Origin of the sequence: Pseudomonas sp. ICBG1301, assembly GCF_016918385.1 — a bacterium.
Lineage (GTDB): Bacteria > Pseudomonadota > Gammaproteobacteria > Pseudomonadales > Pseudomonadaceae > Aquipseudomonas > Aquipseudomonas palleroniana.
This window is the reverse complement of the sequence record NZ_JAEKGB010000017.1, coordinates 68,791-86,214: the sequence shown is the minus strand read 5'-3', so window position 1 is coordinate 86,214 and position 17,424 is coordinate 68,791. Positions and strand designations below refer to the sequence as shown.

The window sequence follows — 17,424 nt, the reverse complement described above, 5'->3', positions numbered from 1 at the left end:
TCGGGAGCAAGCCCCCTCCCACAAATTGTGAGCAGGCAAGCCAACCCTCATTCCACTTGTGCCGCATGAGTAACCTGCATTATCAAGCGCTGGCGCCCTGCACACCGCATAACCCTGTGGGAGGGGGCTTGCTCCCATTAGCGGGGCATCAGTCACAAATAAGCTGACTGACAGGTCGCCATCGGGAGCATGCCCCCTCCCACAAATTGTGTGCAGGCAAGCCAACCCTCATTCCACTTGTGCCGCATGAGTAACCTGCATTATCAAGCGCTGGCGCCCTGCACACCGCATAACCCTGTGGGAGGGGGCTTGCTCCCATTAGCGGGGCATCAGCCACAAATAAGCTGACTGACACGCCGCCGTCGGGAGCAAGCCCCCTCCCACAAATTGTGAGCAGGCAAGCCAACCCTCATTCCACTTGTGCCGCATGAGTAACCTGCATTATCAAGCGCTGGCGCCCTGCACACCGCATAACCCTGTGGGAGGGGGCTTGCTCCCGATAGCGGGGCACCAGTCACAAATAAGCTGACTGACACGCCGCTATCGGGAGCAAGCACCACAAGTCTGGACGTTCTGTTATAAACACCCCCCTCAAATCACGGACGACGACCATGCAGATACGCGAGATGACTCACGATGACTTACCCGGCGCCAACGCCCTGTGCCTGGAGGCGTTCATGCTCGCGGTTGCGCCCTCGCTGTCGGCGCAGGGCGTGGAAACCTTCGTCAAGGTGGCCGCACAGCAGGCGTTTGCCGAACGAATGGTGGGTGACAACCTGATGCTGGTTTGTGTCGCAGAGGGACGCTTGACGGGGCTGATCGAGCTCAAGGAAGGGCGACATGTGACGATGCTGTTCGTTACACCGGGCTCGCAGCGCCGTGGCGTTGGCAGGCGCCTCGTGAACGCGGCGCTGGAGCAGGCCCGGACCAATGTGGTGACGGTGAGGGCGTCGTTGTCCTCAGTGGCCGCTTATGAACGTTACGGTTTTACGTTGGCGGGGGACGTAGGCGAGTTTGCCGGGCTGGTCTATCAGCCGATGGAAAAGCAGCTGACTGCTTGAGAGCCTGCTTTCAGTACCAGTAGCTGCCGCTCACGACCCAAAAAGGGACGGATTTATTTTCCGCCTCAGCGTTGCGAAGCCTTGGCTCGACGACGCCAATGCCGCACTACCGCCGTGAGGGCGACGAGTGCCAACACCCCGAGAAAGATCGGCAGGCGATACGGTTTCAGATCACCCAGCAAATGCTGTAACGCCTCGCCGGCCCAATATCCGGCGCCAACGAACAGGGTTGCCCAGATCGCCGCACTCAGCACATTGATCAGCGCGAAGCGCCAGGGGGCCAGACCGCTTGCGCCTATCACCATGGGGCCTACTAGGCGCATTCCGTAGAGAAAGCGTACGGCGAATACAGACGTCATGGGGTGGCGGTGGATCAGGCCCTCGACCCGTTCGATTGCAGAGCGATGTCGCTTGAGTTTCGGCAGCAAGCGCTCACCGGAATAACGCCCGGTCCAGAACAGCAACTGATCACCCAATAGGCCGCCCAGCGTGGCCCAACCGATCACATGCAGCGTTTGCAAGGTGCCCTGATGGGCAGCCATTCCACCGAGGATCAGAACGGTTTCGCCTTCCAGCAGGCAGCCGATAAAAATGACCCAGTAGCCGTAGACGGCTATCAGCGCATTGAGGTCTAGATGTTCGAGCATGCGATCTCTCTTGCGGAATGCGAGCACGTCCGGTTGTTCATGAATATCCAGCTACGTTAGTTCGGTGGCAATCACAGCAAGTTCCGTTACCTGCAGTTGAAACGATTTCTGCATCGCGCGCGCCCCAGGGATCTGGCTGGTGGTGCGCGCCGACGCCAGTCCCCGCTCCTGAGTAGGTTCGTATGAGGTTCGATGAGACTTCAGATTTGCGACAAACCACCGTCGACCATCAACTCCACGCCGTTCACGTATCTGGCGTCGTCGGAGGCCAAAAACAGTGCCGCACTGGCGATTTCTTCAGGTTGCGCCATGTAGCCCAATGGTGTGATTTGTTCGACGTACTGGCGCAGTGCAGCGATGTCGATGTCGCTCATTTTCAGTCCGTTGTCCATCAGCGGTGTACGGGTAAAGCCGGGGCTCAACACATTCGCACGGATTTTGCGGTGCTTGAGTTCATTGGCCCATGTGCGTGCAAACGATCGCACCGCGGCCTTGGAAGCGTTGTACAGGCTCAGCCCTTCCATGCCGTTGCTGGAACAGATCGAAGCGGTCAAGACGATGGACGAAGCGTCTTTCATTAACGGAAGAAGCGTTTGAACACTGAAAAAAACGCCTTTGACGTTCACGTCGAACAGTGCGTAGTAAGCGGCCTCACTGGTCTCTCCGAGCGGATTTTTCTCACAGATCCCGGCATTTGCGAACACGGCGTCCAGCCGGTCATCCCGTGTTTCAATTGTCGTCTTGAGTGCATCCAGATCCGGCTGGCGCGAGACGTCGGAAACCACCGCGACAGCTTTGTCGCCGAGTCTGGCAACCGCCGCCTCCAGCGTGTCCGCTGTCCGTCCAGTGATGTAAACGCGCTTGGCGCCCTCGGCGATCAAGGCTTGCGCAATGGAAAATCCGATCCCCGTGGACCCGCCGGTCACGACGGCAACCTGCTCTCTGAATTTACCTGACATGTCTGACTCCTGCGTCATTGATAACGAAGTCGCGTGAAACGACCTTGTCTATGGTGAGGCTCGTCGCAGCAAAGCGGCACTGACACGAATGAACAATGGCCGTGCAGTTTTGTAAGGCGAAAGCCCCAGAGCGATCGCCTAAATTGGCATCCATCGGCTCGGCGCGAGCGGGCGAGAAACCTGCGCGCACCCAGCCCGGCGTTTTACTCATCGTCAAACCTGAGTTTCCACACAGGATGCCTGTCATGTCCCCAATCGAAATCCAAGTGCCCGAGCCGCGGCGCTGGTTGATGTTCGCCATCTTGCTCGTCGGTGCGTTTTTGCCGCCGCTGGATTTTTTTATCGTTAACGTCGCGCTGCCCTCGATACAGGAGGACCTGGGTACAGGGTCTTCCGCCGAGCAACTGGTGATCTCTTCCTATGCAACGCTCTATGCCGTGACGCTGATTACCGGCGGGCGGCTCGGCGACTTGTACGGTCGCGGGCGGATGTTCTTCCTCGGCCTGCTGGGCTTCGCCGCCGCGTCGCTGATGTGCGGCCTGGCGGCTTCGCCCTGGATCCTGATCCTTGGGCGAGCCTTGCAGGGCGTGACCGCTGCCGTGATGGCGCCTCAGGCGCTCGCATCGGTGCAGGCGATTTTCCCGGCGTCACAAAGAGCCTTGGCATTGAGTCTGTATGGGGCCGTGTTCGGTCTGGCGTCGGTCATCGGTCAGGCGCTGGGCGGCGTCTTGATGGCGGTCGACCTGTGGGGCATGGGGTGGCGTGCGATATTCCTGGTCAACCTGCCGATCGCGTTGCTGGTCATTGCATTCGGCATGCCGGTGCTCAAAGAAACCCGAGCGCTGCACGCGAGCAAGCTGGACCTGGTAGGCACGGCGTTGTCGATGCTGACCCTGACCGCCCTGGTCGTGCCCTTGATTGAAGGCCGCGAAGCGGGATGGCCGTTGTGGGCCTGGCTGTCGCTCGTCGCTTGCGCAGTGCTGGCGGTGTTGTTCTGGCGATACGAGACCCGCTTGCACCTCGCTGGCGGGAACCCCATCCTCGCCCCCGCCGCACTCAAGGCGCCGGGGTTGGGCCGCGCCTTACTGGTCGCGCTGTGCTTCTACTCAATCGGTGTATTTTTCCTGATGTTTTCGATGTACCTGCAAGGCGCATTGCAGATGAGCGCACTGCATGCCGGCCTGATTTTCCTGCCGTTCGGCGCAGGCTTCCTGATCGGCCCCCTGTCGGTGCCGCTACTCAGGCGCGTACTCGGGGGCTACGTGAACCCCGTCGGCATGGGCCTGGAAGTATTCGGACTGCTATGGCTGGGCTGGCTCATCTCAGTGACACCGAGCACCCTCGCCCCGCCCTTCACGTCCCTGGCGGCCATCCTGTTCTTGATCGGCCTCGGCCAAGGGCTGGCCCTGCCGACGTTGATGCGCATGGTCACCGGCCGGGTCGCGCCGGCGTATGCCGGGATGATTGCCGGCATCACCAGTGCCACGTTGCAAATCAGTACATCGCTAAGCGTCGCCCTGATCGGCGGCATTTTTTATACCTTGCTGGGGGAACCGGCAACGGCGGCCAGCATCACCCACGCCTTCACGGTCTCGGTGCTGTGCATCGCCGCCTGCCTGGCCGTGGGGGCTGCGCTGAGCCTGACGTTGGCACGCCAGCCAGCGCAGGGCCCGCAGGCGTCGGCTGTTGGTTCGAGCTGAGACGCTTCGGCGCTAGCCCGCGCCGATCATGCTGGACGCCAGGTCGGCCAGCGCGCGCAGCCGGTCCATCTGGCGCATGTCCTGGTGATACCCCATCCAGATGTCCCGCCCTGGCGGTGGCTGGTCTTCGTCCAGCAGGCGCAGCCCCGGCACCGAATCGCCGAGCACGCGGGGCAATACGGCAACGCCAAGCCCGCTGGCGCACATCTGCGCCTGAACCGTGCGGCTGCTACTGGTGAACACGGTGTGAGCCAGCGGATAGCGTTGCTGCAGCCATTGCACGTCCGGGTAATGGGCCTGGGCGACGTTCATAAGGATCAGGCCCAGGCCCTCGCCGTCCGGATGCGGCGCCGGGGCCTGCAAGGCGGCGTAGAGCCCGTACGGCAAGGTTGTCAGCTTGCGATGGACGATGTCGGGTTCGGTGAAGGGCACGATCCGGAAAGCAATGTCGGCATCCCGGCGGGCAAGGTCGAACAGCCGATGCCCGGCGATCACTTCGGGAACGATCAACGGATACCGCTGCACCAGTTCGCTCAGGACCGGCGACAACACATGGCAGGCAAACCAGTCGGCGGAGGATATGCGCAACAGACCTTCCGGTTGATCGCCCTGCCCCGCCAGCCGACGCTCGATCGCCAGGGCGCTGTGCTCCATGTCCTGGGCCAGACTGAGAATCTTCTCGCCACTGTCCGTCAGCACCAGCCCTTGGGCCGTGCGCAGGAAAAGCGCTTGCCCACAGGTTTGCTCAAGCACCTGCAAGCGCCGCCCGACCGTCGGGTGACTGACCCCCAACTGCCTGGCGGCGCCACCCAGCGAGCCGCTGCGGGCAATCGCCAGGAAGATCCGCAGGTCACTCCAGTCCATGTCTCACCCCCACACCAAAATGAACGGTGAGGTTGCAACAATGGCTATCTCGCGGCAATCCCCCGAGCCTCAAACCTTGAAGCCATTAACCGCAGCAGGGGCTTGAACACGAACCTCGGTTTTTTCAATTTTATGCAGAGGGCCTGCGCTAACGCTCCAGAGCAATGGCATCAGCTCCAGCAGCAATGCGCATCGGTGAGGTGGGGTCGTTCGCTGCACGCCATATCGCTTCGGTGACGTCTTGGGCCTCAGTGACGACAGTGGATTGCGACCACTCGGTAAACACCCGCTGCGCCAGATCGGAGTACGCCTCTGGGATGCTCCCTTGCATTCGTGGTTGCGCATTTTTACCGAAGTCTGTCGTGGGAGCCCGCCCCGGCAGCACCAGGCTCATCCGAACATTGAACGGTTCAAGCTCCAGCGCCAGAGACTCGGTGAAGGCATTCACCGCAGCCTTGCTGGCGGTATACACGCTTAGCAGGGGTAACGACTTCATCGTGACGCTTGAGGTGACATTGACCACAACCCCGGACTTACGTTGCCGAAACTGCGGTAGCACCGCTTGAGTCATCGCCATGGTGCCAAAGGTGTTGGTTTCAAAAATGCCACGAATCGCTTGCATCGAGATGCCTTCAAGGGCCCCGAGCAAACCGATACCGGCATTGTTGACCAGCACATCGATGGGGCCGGCAGCCTCTACAACCTGTTGAATGCTGTCGGGGTCTGTGACGTCCAGGGGCAGCACGCGCAAATGCTCGGAGGCCTCCAAGAGTTTTTCGTTCGGGTTGCGCATCGTCGCAATGACCTTCCAGTCACGCTCGAGAAAATATTGCGCGGTGGCCAGACCAAAGCCGGAGGAGCAGCCGGTAATCAGCACAGTCTTCATGGAGGTTTCCATTCGTTGATTGACAGGACTGCAACGATAGGCTGTCGTGGTCGGACTTAATATCATCGCCAGTCCGCGAATCTTTCGCAGGAGTCCGAGATGTTCGACCCGCTCACCGAAGTCGTCACCCTGCTGCAACCCGGTGCCTCGCTATCCAAGGTCGTCACCGGTGCCGGCGCTTGGCGCGTTCGACGCTCGGTGTACGGGCAACCCTTTTACTGCGCGATTCTCGAAGGGGGTTGCAGGCTTTCAGTGGCCGGGAATCCGGCCCTGAGTTTGCAAGCCGGCGACTTTGTGCTGATCCCGGCCGCCTACGATTTCACGATGATGAGTGTCGAGCCGCTGGCCGCCGAAGACGCCGATACCGTGCCTGTAGAGTTACGGCCGCGGCACATCCTGGTGGGTACACCCGATATTGCGGCCGACGTTCAATTACTGGTAGGCCACTGCACCTTCGGCTCGCCCGACGCTGAGTTACTGATAACCCTGCTGCCCCAACTGATCCACGTTCGCGGCGAACGCCGACTGACCGTGCTGGTGGAACTGCTCACCGAGGAAGCGCGTGGGCAGCGCCCGGGGCGGGATGTCATCCTGGCACACCTGCTTGAAGTGCTGTTCATCGAAGCCCTGCGCTCTACCACCACCGAAACCGCACCCGCCGGCCTGTTGCGCGGGCTCGCGGACGAACGTCTGGCGGTGGCAATACGCAGAATTCATGAGCGCCCGAACCAGCCATGGACAGTGGTGCAACTGGCCCGAGAAGCGGCCCTCTCCCGCTCCACCTTCTTCGAGCGCTTCAAACAAGCGATGGGCATGGCCCCCATGACCTATCTGCTGACGTGGCGAATGGCCCTGGCCAAAAACCTGCTGCGTACACGAGACGACAGCATTGCCGAAATCGCGCAACGGGTCGGCTACAGCTCCGTGAGCGCCTTCAGTGTTGCCTTTACACGCTATACGGGCATTACGCCTGGACGCTATTGGCAAGCAGTCATCGCTGAATGATCCCCGGAAACAATAGTGGCCTGGCAGCTGTTTCTCGTCACGCTAAGGACAAGGGGGATCGGCTTACGCAATTTCGGACTTTCACAAAAATTTTGCTCAACTACGCTGTGTTCATCTGAATCCGTTTTTCCCATGGATGGCCTCAATATGCACCTTGATAGGCCGATAGGATTGGTATCACTCAAGAGGCGGTTTCCCATGTTCAACAACAAGTTCAAGAAGCAGCTTGAAGCGCAGGCAAGCGAGCTGTCGGAGCTGCGCCAACTGCGCGATGGTTTGAACCGTGAAATGCTGAGGCTAAGTATCGATTCCACCTTCAAAATTACGGCCTGCAACGAAAATTTTGCCAATGCGCTGGGCTATACCCCGGACCGGCTGACAGGCCGCCCCATGGCCGAGATAGTGCCGCAGTACGTTTCCAAGCTGCCATGCTTTCATAACTTTCGCGCGGCAGTGGCCGCAGGCAAGTCCATCACCGACGAGTACCGGTACCTGCATGCGGATGGCTCGTTAGTGTGGATTCATGCCCATTGGCAGCCCATCACGGATGAGAGCGGCCAGTTGAGCCACATCACGTGCTACGCCACGAACATTACCTCCCGCGTAGAAAAAGCCTCGGAAAACGCCTCTTTCATTGAGGCATTGCTTCGCTCGACGGCAGTGATCGAGTTCGATCTTTCCGGGCATGTGCTCACGGCCAATGACAGGTTTCTACAGGCGATGGGCTACAGCCTGGCACAAGCAAAAGGCAGCCATCACCGTATTTTCTGTAAACCAGAGGAAACTTCGTCCCAGGCCTACAAGGATTTCTGGTCAACGTTGAACCGGGGTGAATTTGTGGCCGGCCGGTTTGAACGTTTAGACAGTCACGGCCAAACCGTATGGTTGGAAGCCACCTACAACCCGGTTTACGACACCGAAGGCAACCTTTGCAAAGTGGTGAAATTTGCCACGGTGGTGACCGATCAGGTCGCCCGTGAAGAGGAAGTCAGCGGAGCGGCCCAGACCGCATTTGAAATATCTCAGCAAACGGATGTCAGCGCTCAACGCGGCGCAGTCGTGGTCAACGACACGATGCACACCATGCGTAAAATCGCCGTTGATATGCAGGCTGCGTCCGGGGGAGTCGAAGCGCTTGGCAAACAGTCACTGTTGATCAGCTCGATTATCCAGACGATCAGCAGCATCGCCCAGCAAACCAATCTTCTGGCTTTGAATGCTGCGATTGAAGCGGCTCGCGCAGGTGAACAAGGACGAGGTTTTGCGGTGGTGGCGGATGAAGTTCGCCAACTGGCTGGACGCACCAGCACGGCCACCGAAGAAATCGCCTCGGTCGTCTTGCAAAACCAGAAGCTGGTGGATGAGACCGTCGCTGAGATGGCAAACAGCAAGAACCAGGCTGAGCAAGGTCTTGAACTGGCCACACAGGCAGGCCAGGTGATTGTTGAAATTCAGGACGGCGCCAAGCAAGTGGTCGATGCGGTGGGCCGGTTTGCGACGCAGTTGGCTTAGCGAGCGACGGGGTCGGAAGTCGACCTCGCTGACGCGACGCTTGCCGTCTGCGCGGGGTTGCGCGACGTCATCAAGCCGATAAAAGAAATCGCCAGGGCCAAGCCAATGGTGGTGGTGACTTCGGTACGGTGCTCCGGGGTGAACATCATCACCGCCAGCGCTGCGCAGATGAACACAATGACCAGCCACGTCAGCCATGGAAACAGCCACATGCGGAAAGTCAGCTCGACATTGCGCTGACGTAACAGACGGCGCATGCGCAACTGCGAGACCGCAATCGCCAGGTACACCAGCAAGGCAATCGCACCGGAACTGGCCAGCAGGAACTCGAACAGTCCGGCAGGCATGAAGTAGCTCCACACGGTGATCGACGCACCGAGCACGGTGCTGGCAATCACCGCTGCACGCGGCACGCCTGCCGCAGAAGTCGCCTTCAGGACTTTGGGCGCATCGCCACGACGCCCCAGCGAATACAACATGCGCGAGGCGATGTAGATCGAGGAGTTCATGCAACTGGCCACGGCAATCAGCACGACGACATCGACCATGAACTTGGCATGGGGGATGTTCATGATTTCCAGGGCGCGCTGATAAGAACCTACCGAGGCCAGCAGCGGGTCATTCCAGGGCACTACGGAGATGACCACGAAGATCGAGAGCAGGTAAAACACGCCGATACGCCAGATCACCGAGCGCGTGGCCTTGGCGATATTCTGCGCCGGGTTATTCGATTCGGCTGCCGCGATGGTCACCGCTTCAGTGCCGATAAAGCTGAACATGATGGTGATGAAAGCGCCGACCACCGCCGACAGGCCGTTGGGCGCAAACCCGCCGTGCTCGGCCATCAGGCCGCTCAGCCCACTGACCTCGTGATCGGGCACCCAGCCCATCAACACCGCAAAGCCGACACCGATGAACCCGATGATCGCCACCACCTTGGCCATAGCGAACCAGAACTCGAACTCACCATACTTGGACACGCTGAACAGGTTAGTCACCACCAGCGCAATGATCGATCCCAACGCGAACAGCCAGGCATCGACCTGCGCAAACCATTGGTTCAACACATACCCGGCCGCCAACGCTTCGATAGGAATCACAAGGACCCAGAACCACCAGTAAAGCCAGCCAATGGTGAAACCGGCCCAGCGCCCGATGGATTGGTCGGCATAGGTGGAGAACGAGCCGGTGTCCGGATTGGCCACCGCCATTTCGCCGAGCATGCGCATGACCAGCACCACGAGCAGCCCCGAGAAGAGATAAGCCAGCAGCACCGCCGGGCCCGCCGCCGCAATGGCATGGCCGGAGCCCACGAACAACCCGGCGCCGATGATTCCGGCGATGGACAACATGGTGACATGACGAGGCTTGAAGCCCTGCGCCAATTGGCTACTCGAATCCATTGAGTTCGGGCTGATCATTGGTTTTTTTATTCTCTGCTGATCGACATTTGGCGGATGGAGTCAGTTAACGATGACTATCGCTGCCTGATGAGCTTCCCGGAAGAGGCCCGTGCAAGCGCCGCAGTTTTTATCGGACCCATTGTCATGATGTGGTCGGTTTGGTGGAAAGACACTTCACAGTACTTGGCCCTTGCGCTGACTGAGTAGCCTAATTGCGTCGTGGTCATGTCTGATATCGACACGTCAGGGGGGGGTTGTTAAAGGTTGGAACCAGTGGGTCACAAGGGGCTGGCGAGAATTATCTTGTGTTGTTGAGTGCTCTTTTAACGAGGGGGATTGCTGAGAGTGTGGTGTTTACGGATTTCGACCTTCTGATGGTTGGGAGGAAATGGTTAAAAACGGATGCTAATGAACGGCTACTTTCGGCCAGAAGCGGACTGTCGTCGAGATTTAACGCTGACTCGGCGCAGCACCTTTTTCCTTCAAACGCTGTGATATACGGAAGAACATCGCCTCCATGAGAGACTTGCTTGCAAGGTTCAACTCGTGGTCAATTTCTTGAAGGTCTCTAATGGTGTGGCCTTTTGTTATTGTCGCCGCGAACTCGTTCGCTAGATTTATGACTATCTCACTTTTTTCGCCTTCAGGGATCGCTGACTCTGTTGCCGCTACAACGTTGGTAGTGAAAGCTAAGTATTGATCCGAGTGAATGGCAAACATTGTTTGATTGTCGTCGCCTTTCTTAGCCCATACGTCATGCTGCACTCGATTACGTCGTAACCGTACCAAATCGAGTTGGTTCAGAGCTTTTGTGACGGACTCAAGCTCTGCTCCTGTCAGGTATTCCGCAGCGAGCTTCCTTGCTCCATCTGCCGCTCTCGCTGCGCTTCTGTATTTTTTGAGCTGATTCGCGGCCTCTTCCGGAGTTTTATCTAGTAGGACTGCGAATAGGCAATTCAAATTAACCTCTGCCTGTGCCCATGATGCGGCGATTATGCCTATTTTCTCAGCAAACTCAGAATTCTCTCGAACGAGATGCGGTCCAATTTCTAGGACAGGGCCTCCCGTCTGATCAAAGATTTGGATTCCGTGCTTCTCTTGCGTCATGAATATTCCGTCCGTCGGTTCAAAAAAGGAAACTACTTATTCTGCCTAACAAGATACGGAGCTAAAGTCAAATATTGCCTGTAGCGAGATCTTCAATAAAGTGTAGTTGATTGTCTGCTCTTGGCCGACTCCTGACCGCTGTGCCAGCAAAGCTGTAGAGTGCGGTCTACCAGCAGTATCAATACATGATCTGTCCCTGACTGTTTCAGCAGCACGGGGGGGTGCAATCCGTCCGAGCTGATCATAGATGTGGAGTTCTGAATCAAAGAATTTCGGTGATGCCCGGCTTACGCCGGGCTTATGAAGCAATCACGCCTCGGCGGGTTTAGCACGATATTTGTTGACGTTATCTACTAGTAGTTGAATAGATGCAACATCCGTCTTGATTTCTTCCAATCCCGCTACTGGCATGTCTTTATTCATGGCCTGAAGATGCGCCTCTGTCATTCTATGGCCCTTTTTCCACAAAATTACAATATCATCAGCGTCTTGCTTTCGAAGCCCCGTAATCTTATGCAAATTCCCGACACCAACCATGTCACTAAACCTAGTAACAACTCCATTTAATACGACATCCTCTACGACCTTTTCTACCGTTGCACGTATGTCGCTATAAAGAATTCGCACATCTCGCACTAATTCTTCGCCTGGATAAACGGGCCATGGCTCCATTTTTTTTACTTTAGCTTCAAGCTGGCGAATCCGTTCTTTATATCCAGTTTTATCCCACGGTAACCCCTGCTTGACTACTCCAGCAGCATCTCCCACCCATTCTAGATGGTGAACAAGGTAAGGAATCTCTTTCGCCTCCCCTAACGAGTCGATTAATTCACTCAGAAAGGATATATCATGCGTCAAAACAATCACCTGCCTAAAAGCAGCTTCCTCAACTAATCTTCGAGCAACTTGACGTCGCCTCACGTGATCAAGAGACGATACGGGATCATCAAATATAATCCCACCTCGGTGATCCGAAAGTTTAAGTTCCGCTAAAAATGCTCCAAGCGAAACCGCTCGCTGCTCACCTTCACTCAGAACTTGCTCTATTTTTTTTGCAGCAGGCAGATCGAGCAACAGCGTAAATTTTACGGTGCCGCGATCAACTCTTTCCTTGAGCTTGGTTTTTATATGGCCGATACCCAGTTTGATAAACTCCTCATCGAGAGCTTTTCTCAAGGAGTCAGTTATTATTTTCCCCGCTATATCTTTAGATTTTGCTGAAATAGCTCTAGGATTCAATTGCCCCTTACACCCATCAAGCTTGGTACGATAGATAATACGACCATGAAGGGCAAGTACAGCCTCAACTATCAGAGCAAGAGCTGCACGAGACTTCAGTTCGGCTAACTCATTTGATAGCTTTTTGAGCTTTTCGGGATTCGACGCCTTTTTATAGAATCTAGCTTTCCAAAGTTTAATGGCTGCAACTTTACGAAGTTCGCTAACTGGACTAGCATCTAGGTCTGGGACGTCGTCAAAATTTACAGAGCGGGCTGCTTTCAACATCCATGCTTTGTAGCCATTAATTTGATCTTGATAGTTCTTAAGTCGGTCGGCCAACCCTTCTGCCTCTCCCCCTAGCTCTACTGCCAGGGCTTGGCTAAAGCCGAAATCCAAATTTGAGCGATCTATCTGATCCAGAACATCATCAAGCGCTGTTTTTTTCTCCGAAGCAAGCTTAGTTGCATTTTCTTTTATAAAATCATTGAACCGGCGCATTCTTTCTGCGGCTGGTTCTACCGATTGTTGACAGAGCACACAGACAGCATCTTCCTCATAATTAGGGAAGTCATGACCTGGATATGCAACACTTGTAGAGTACTTCTGCGCAGCAAGAAACAATTCTTTCCAAATAGCTTCACCAGAGCCTGGCAAGAGATCATCTTCGACCCTAAGCGCTCGTGCAGCAGCATCCACGCCCTCTGTAGCATCGCACGATTCTTTAACCAAACGCTTAAGCTTATCTAAGGCCTTCCCCGTCGTGTACTTTTCTTTCTTCAGAATTGTTTCTGCAAGATTTTTGATGTGAGCGGCAGAAGTCTTCAAACTTTGGTATTTCAATATGGGATCGGGCTCTGCTATCGCTAACTCCAGATTACTGAGCCTGTCTCGCTCTTCCTGCGAAAGCGTGCCCAAACGGACAATACTCTCCCTACTTGTCTTTTCTCCAAAGTTTTCGAGCAACCTGCCGACGGCAGTTTCTTTATTGAACCCGGCAAGAATGTCGAGCGAGACGTCAATTCCCTTCAACTCGTGATTCATTAAGGCTAAGACCTCTGGCACAACCTTACTAGCCAGAGCCTCAACCACGTCTAATCCCCTCGGGAGATACGCTGCATCGCCCTCTATTAGGTAGGCGCTTGCGCAAGAGGTATCGAATACACTCACATAAGAAAGCTGTGGAGGGGGCACCGACCCACTTGTCCAATGAAACGTCTGAGCTACCCCGTTCAGCGAAGCGGTGAACGTCGCCTTAGGTTTACCGGCGCCAACCGCCGCTTTGGTAACATCACCGAGTATCTCACCGCCCCTGTCTCGAGCACGGCAGGCATGTTTCAATACTCGCGCATAACCAGACTTCCCGGCGCCATTACCGCCATAAATCACGGTTACGCCCTTCTCCTCAAAGGTAAGGACTTGGCCTGGCATAATTCTATTGACGTTTTCCAGATCACTCATCGACTTGAGCGTGACGCTTAATGCCGCCTCACCACCCGCGGGTATGTGATCGGCACTGAGCGGGTTTGCCTGAAGGCCCTCCACGACTTCAATGTCGTTTTCATGCTTCAGAAGCGCGTAAAAATCACGGAAATCCTGAGGGCCCAATTGTTCATTGAGCAGCAGCCTTCTGGCTGCATCTCGAAGCCAAAGAGATAGGTCTTTTTCCGACCAGAGCAGTACGTCATTCAATATCGACATGATTCCTCCATGAACAGCTTGATGCACCAGGCCAACAACTGGCCAATCGACATTACCAACCGTTCCGAGGATGCAGCCCCTGGAGAGAAATAGCTAGCTGAGCGCGTTCGCCGTCCACCAGTTCCCAAAAGGGTTTATCAGTTCCGACTGAGTCTTCATGCATTTTATAGACACGCTCGAATGACTGCTTTTGGCCGAAAGCACCCTATCGCAACCTGCTATTGCTTCCCACCGCCCCCAGCTCACACCGCGCTCGAATGATCCGTGCCAAGCAGCAAATATGAGGGCTGACCGCGCTTATGGGCAAACTGCCATCAAAAGATATGCATAATAACCCCATTGCCTAGCCCCTCGAATTGGTCGGTACCCGATGATTGCCCTGTTCGTCCTGCTCGCCGCCCTACCCTCCCTGACCCTGCTGTGGGTACTCCACCGCCAACGCCAGGAACACTGCGCGCTGCTGGCAGATTTGGACGTGGGCATATTACAACTGGCCCGCAATAGCCGAGTGCGTTGGCATAACCCGGCCGCCGCCGAATTGCTCGGTTATACCCGCACGCCGCTGCTGGGCCTGCGCCTGCGAGAACGCCTGCCTCCGTTGACCGCACCCGCCGGCACGGTGCAGGTTACGGGCGACGATGGCCAGCCACGTGCGCTGCACATCAGCCAGCAAAGCACGCCCCATGCAACGCAGTGGCTGTTGATCCGTCCGGTTCTGGTCGAGGCCGAACGCTTTCAGCGCAGCCAGTATTTCGCTCGCATCGGCACCTGGGACTGGGACATCGACACCAACCGCTTGTACTGGTCCGACGCCATCTTCGGCATGTTCGGCTATTCGGTCGATGAAGTGACACCCAGCTACGAGCTGTTCTGCAATGCGGTTCATCCGGACGATCGGGCCGGTGTGCGTGCCGGCGAATTACGCTGCATCGAAACCGGCGAGAACCACGACGAGGAATATCGGGTGGTCTGGCCGGACGGTACGCTGCGCTGGCTGCGCGAGACCGGAAACGTGATCAAGGATGCACTTGGCACGCCCATCAAGATGATGGGTGTGGTGCGTGATATCACCGAGGAAAAAGCATGGGCCCATCAATTGCACCGGCTAGCCCACCATGACCCGCTGACCGGCCTGCCTAACCGTTTAACGTTCGAGGAACGCCTGGAAAGTGCCCTGGCTTTGGCCCGGCACAACCACAGTCGGGTTGCACTGGTGTTCATCGACCTCAACGGCTTCAAGGCGATCAACGACAACCTTGGCCACGCGGCCGGCGATCAGGTCTTGAAGACCACCGCGACCCGCCTGCACGAAACGCTGCGCAACTCGGACAGTGTGGCGCGGCTGGGCGGCGACGAGTTTGTCACCGTGTTCGAAGGTCTATCGGCCGAACGCGCCCCCGAAGACGAGGCCCGGATGATCGCGCAGAGATTGCTGGCCTCGCTGGACGCCCCCATCTGCCTGGGTAACACGCAGCAGGTAGTCGGCGTCAGCCTGGGCATCGCCCTCTTCCCCGATCACGCGCAGACGCGCGACCAACTGATTCATGTCGCCGATCTGGCGATGTACGAGGCCAAGCGCAGCGGCGACAACCAGTACCGCCTGGGCCAGGCGCAGACTCAGGTACTGCGCGCCCGCAACGGCTGACTCAGCTACCCACGCAAAGCGCAGAGACTTGTAGTCGAATTCAGCGCTGCCCCATAACCGCACGCTGTCAGCATCACCCCCTCGCAACGACCGGTGCATGTTCGGCCATCAACTCTATGACCCAGTCGATAAATACCCGCACCTTGGTACTGACATGACGGTTGGGCGGGAATGCCAGATACATCGGCATCGGTTCCATCTGCCATTCCTCGAACAGCGGCAGCAGCTCGCCGCTGGCAAGGTGCGGTTTGGCCATGTACTGCGGTAGCCAAAGCACGCCCAGGCCCGCCAGCCCTGCGGCAAGGTAGGCATTGCCATCGTCGGTGATCAACAACGGGCGGCCTTGGACCTCGATGATCTCTTCGCCCCGCTGCATGCTGTAGGGCAAGGCTTTGCCTGTACGCGACCACAGAAAGCCGACCGTACTGTGCCGGCCATCCTCCAGCTCACGCGGATGCGCCGGCTTGCCGAAGCGCTGCAGGTAGCCTGGCGTGGCATAGATGCCGAGCTTGAGGTCCCCCACATGCCGTGCCACCAGGGATTGATCGGTGATCTCGCCGCCACGGACTACGCAGTCGATGTTCTCGCCAATGATGTCGATGATGCGATCGCTCACGCCCATGGTCAGCTGGATTTCCGGGTAGCGTGCATAGAAGCCTGGCAAGGCGGGTATCAATACCATGCGCGCCAGCGGGCTGGGCACGTCCACTCGCAATCGGCCGCGGGGCGCAGTCGATGCGCTGGACAAGCTGGTCTCGGCATCGTCCATATCGGCCAGCAGCCGGATCACGCGTTCATAGTAGGCCGCGCCATCGGCGGTGATGTTGACCTTGCGTGTGGTGCGGTTGAGCAGGCGTACGCGCAGCCTTGCCTCCAGTTGCTGGACGAGCTGCGTCACGCTGGTCTTGCTCATGTGCAGGGTGGCTGCCGCCTTGGTGAAACTGCCGGTTTCCACCACTCGGACGAAGGCCTGCATCGCATCGAAACGGTCCATTTCACGCCTCAATAGGTCGGGATAGTTTGGATTCTACAAACAATCATGACCAGAGTTGCTGGTTTATCCAGGCCGGCGGCCTTTCTACAGTGGCTCCCTCTTGAACAACGGGCCGCGATGGCCCTGAAGGAGCTAGGCCATGACCCCTAAACGTGATGTCGTTTTCCCGCCTGACCGCCATGCACTGTACGAACTGCACCGCTATTCGCCGGCGATTCGTTCCAATGGCTTTCTGTTCGTATCCGGCCAGGTCGGCAGCCGCAAGGATGGTTCGGCCGAGCCGGACCTCGCGGCACAGGTGCGCCTGGCCTTCACCAACCTCAACGCGATCCTGGCAGAAGCCGGCAGCAGTTTCGACGATGTGGTCGACACGACCATCTTCATGCTCGACCCCGACTCGAAGTTCGAAACGATCTGGGAAGTAGCGGCTGAGTACTGGGGCGAAGCGCCCTACTCCACAGTGACCGCCATCGGCGTGACCTGGCTGGCCGGCTTCGACTTCGAGATCAAGGTGATCGCCAAACTACCGGAGGTCCGCTAGCACGCGCGTTTCCATCAGCAACAGGGCGTCGGCTCGGTTGCAAAATGCCCACTTGATCATGAGCGCGACTAATACATTATTGAAATCAATTCGTTTTTGTTCATGCAGCCCCCTCCATAAAATACCGGCAGCTCTTCACTGAGGCGCCCTGAAGGCTGCCACGGGAGAAAACAGACTATTG

General features: G+C 57.2%; 14 protein-coding genes and 1 pseudogene. 7 read left to right on the top strand and 8 right to left on the bottom strand.

What is annotated here, in order from left to right:
* The first annotated feature begins 611 nt into the window (after positions 1-611).
* Positions 612-1,061 (top strand): GNAT family N-acetyltransferase, encoded by a 450-nt coding sequence (locus JBE38_RS27040; protein WP_205345549.1) that lies wholly within the window; start codon positions 612-614, stop codon positions 1,059-1,061.
* Between the two features lie 65 nt (positions 1,062-1,126).
* Here the strand turns inward: JBE38_RS27040 and JBE38_RS27035 are convergent, their stop codons facing one another.
* A complete protein-coding gene (locus tag JBE38_RS27035) occupies positions 1,127-1,708 on the bottom strand; it encodes a DedA family protein (protein ID WP_060755381.1) in 582 nt (193 codons plus the stop codon).
* Between the two features lie 200 nt (positions 1,709-1,908).
* Positions 1,909-2,667, bottom strand: coding sequence for an SDR family NAD(P)-dependent oxidoreductase (locus JBE38_RS27030; RefSeq protein ID WP_090371797.1), 759 nt, complete (start codon positions 2,665-2,667; stop codon positions 1,909-1,911).
* Between the two features lie 245 nt (positions 2,668-2,912).
* Here JBE38_RS27030 and JBE38_RS27025 point away from each other — a divergent pair, with 245 nt between their 5' ends.
* A complete protein-coding gene (locus tag JBE38_RS27025) occupies positions 2,913-4,367 on the top strand; it encodes an MFS transporter (RefSeq protein WP_205345548.1) in 1,455 nt (484 codons plus the stop codon).
* A 12-nt stretch (positions 4,368-4,379) separates the two neighbouring features.
* Here the strand turns inward: JBE38_RS27025 and JBE38_RS27020 are convergent, their stop codons facing one another.
* Together JBE38_RS27020 and JBE38_RS27015 are read right to left on the bottom strand one after the other, a co-directional pair.
* A complete protein-coding gene (locus tag JBE38_RS27020) occupies positions 4,380-5,231 on the bottom strand; it encodes a LysR family transcriptional regulator (RefSeq protein ID WP_090371802.1) in 852 nt (283 codons plus the stop codon).
* Between the two features lie 148 nt (positions 5,232-5,379).
* The gene (locus JBE38_RS27015) at positions 5,380-6,117 is read right to left on the bottom strand and encodes an SDR family oxidoreductase (protein ID WP_198763525.1); all 738 of its coding nucleotides are present in this window, start codon (positions 6,115-6,117) and stop codon (positions 5,380-5,382) included.
* Between the two features lie 99 nt (positions 6,118-6,216).
* Between JBE38_RS27015 and JBE38_RS27010 the strand changes: the two genes are divergently transcribed.
* The 3 genes and pseudogenes from JBE38_RS27010 to JBE38_RS28110 all read left to right on the top strand — a co-directional run bounded on the left by JBE38_RS27010 (position 6,217) and on the right by JBE38_RS28110 (position 8,634).
* Positions 6,217-7,122 carry an AraC family transcriptional regulator gene (locus JBE38_RS27010; RefSeq protein ID WP_205345547.1) on the top strand — a complete coding sequence of 302 codons (906 nt, stop codon included), beginning with the start codon at positions 6,217-6,219 and terminating at the stop codon, positions 7,120-7,122.
* Positions 7,123-7,254: 132 nt separating this feature from the next.
* Positions 7,255-8,097 (top strand): annotated as a pseudogene (locus JBE38_RS28115) (PAS domain-containing protein); the annotation flags it as partial.
* A gap of 99 nt (positions 8,098-8,196) precedes the next feature.
* A complete protein-coding gene (locus JBE38_RS28110) occupies positions 8,197-8,634 on the top strand; it encodes a methyl-accepting chemotaxis protein (protein WP_240202621.1) in 438 nt (145 codons plus the stop codon).
* Here JBE38_RS28110 and gabP read toward each other — a convergent pair.
* The 3 genes from gabP to JBE38_RS26990 form a co-directional block, all read right to left on the bottom strand.
* Positions 8,631-10,055 carry a GABA permease gene (gene gabP, locus JBE38_RS27000; protein WP_205345545.1) on the bottom strand — a complete coding sequence of 475 codons (1,425 nt, stop codon included), beginning with the start codon at positions 10,053-10,055 and terminating at the stop codon, positions 8,631-8,633. The two genes, JBE38_RS28110 and gabP, sit on opposite strands and share 4 nt — an antisense overlap.
* A gap of 432 nt (positions 10,056-10,487) precedes the next feature.
* A complete protein-coding gene (locus JBE38_RS26995) occupies positions 10,488-11,144 on the bottom strand; it encodes a hypothetical protein (protein ID WP_205345544.1) in 657 nt (218 codons plus the stop codon).
* A 309-nt stretch (positions 11,145-11,453) separates the two neighbouring features.
* A complete protein-coding gene (locus JBE38_RS26990) occupies positions 11,454-14,063 on the bottom strand; it encodes an AAA family ATPase (protein ID WP_205345543.1) in 2,610 nt (869 codons plus the stop codon).
* Between the two features lie 370 nt (positions 14,064-14,433).
* Between JBE38_RS26990 and JBE38_RS26985 the strand changes: the two genes are divergently transcribed.
* A complete protein-coding gene (locus JBE38_RS26985) occupies positions 14,434-15,708 on the top strand; it encodes a diguanylate cyclase domain-containing protein (RefSeq protein WP_240202619.1) in 1,275 nt (424 codons plus the stop codon).
* 73 nt (positions 15,709-15,781) lie between these two features.
* On the opposite strand, the gene JBE38_RS26980 is transcribed toward JBE38_RS26985, so the two are convergent.
* Positions 15,782-16,702, bottom strand: coding sequence for a LysR family transcriptional regulator (locus JBE38_RS26980; protein ID WP_205345542.1), 921 nt, complete (start codon positions 16,700-16,702; stop codon positions 15,782-15,784).
* Positions 16,703-16,841: 139 nt separating this feature from the next.
* On the opposite strand from JBE38_RS26980, the gene JBE38_RS26975 reads away from it, so the two are divergent.
* The gene (locus JBE38_RS26975) at positions 16,842-17,243 is read left to right on the top strand and encodes a RidA family protein (protein WP_205345541.1); all 402 of its coding nucleotides are present in this window, start codon (positions 16,842-16,844) and stop codon (positions 17,241-17,243) included.
* The last annotated feature ends 181 nt before the right edge of the window (positions 17,244-17,424 follow it).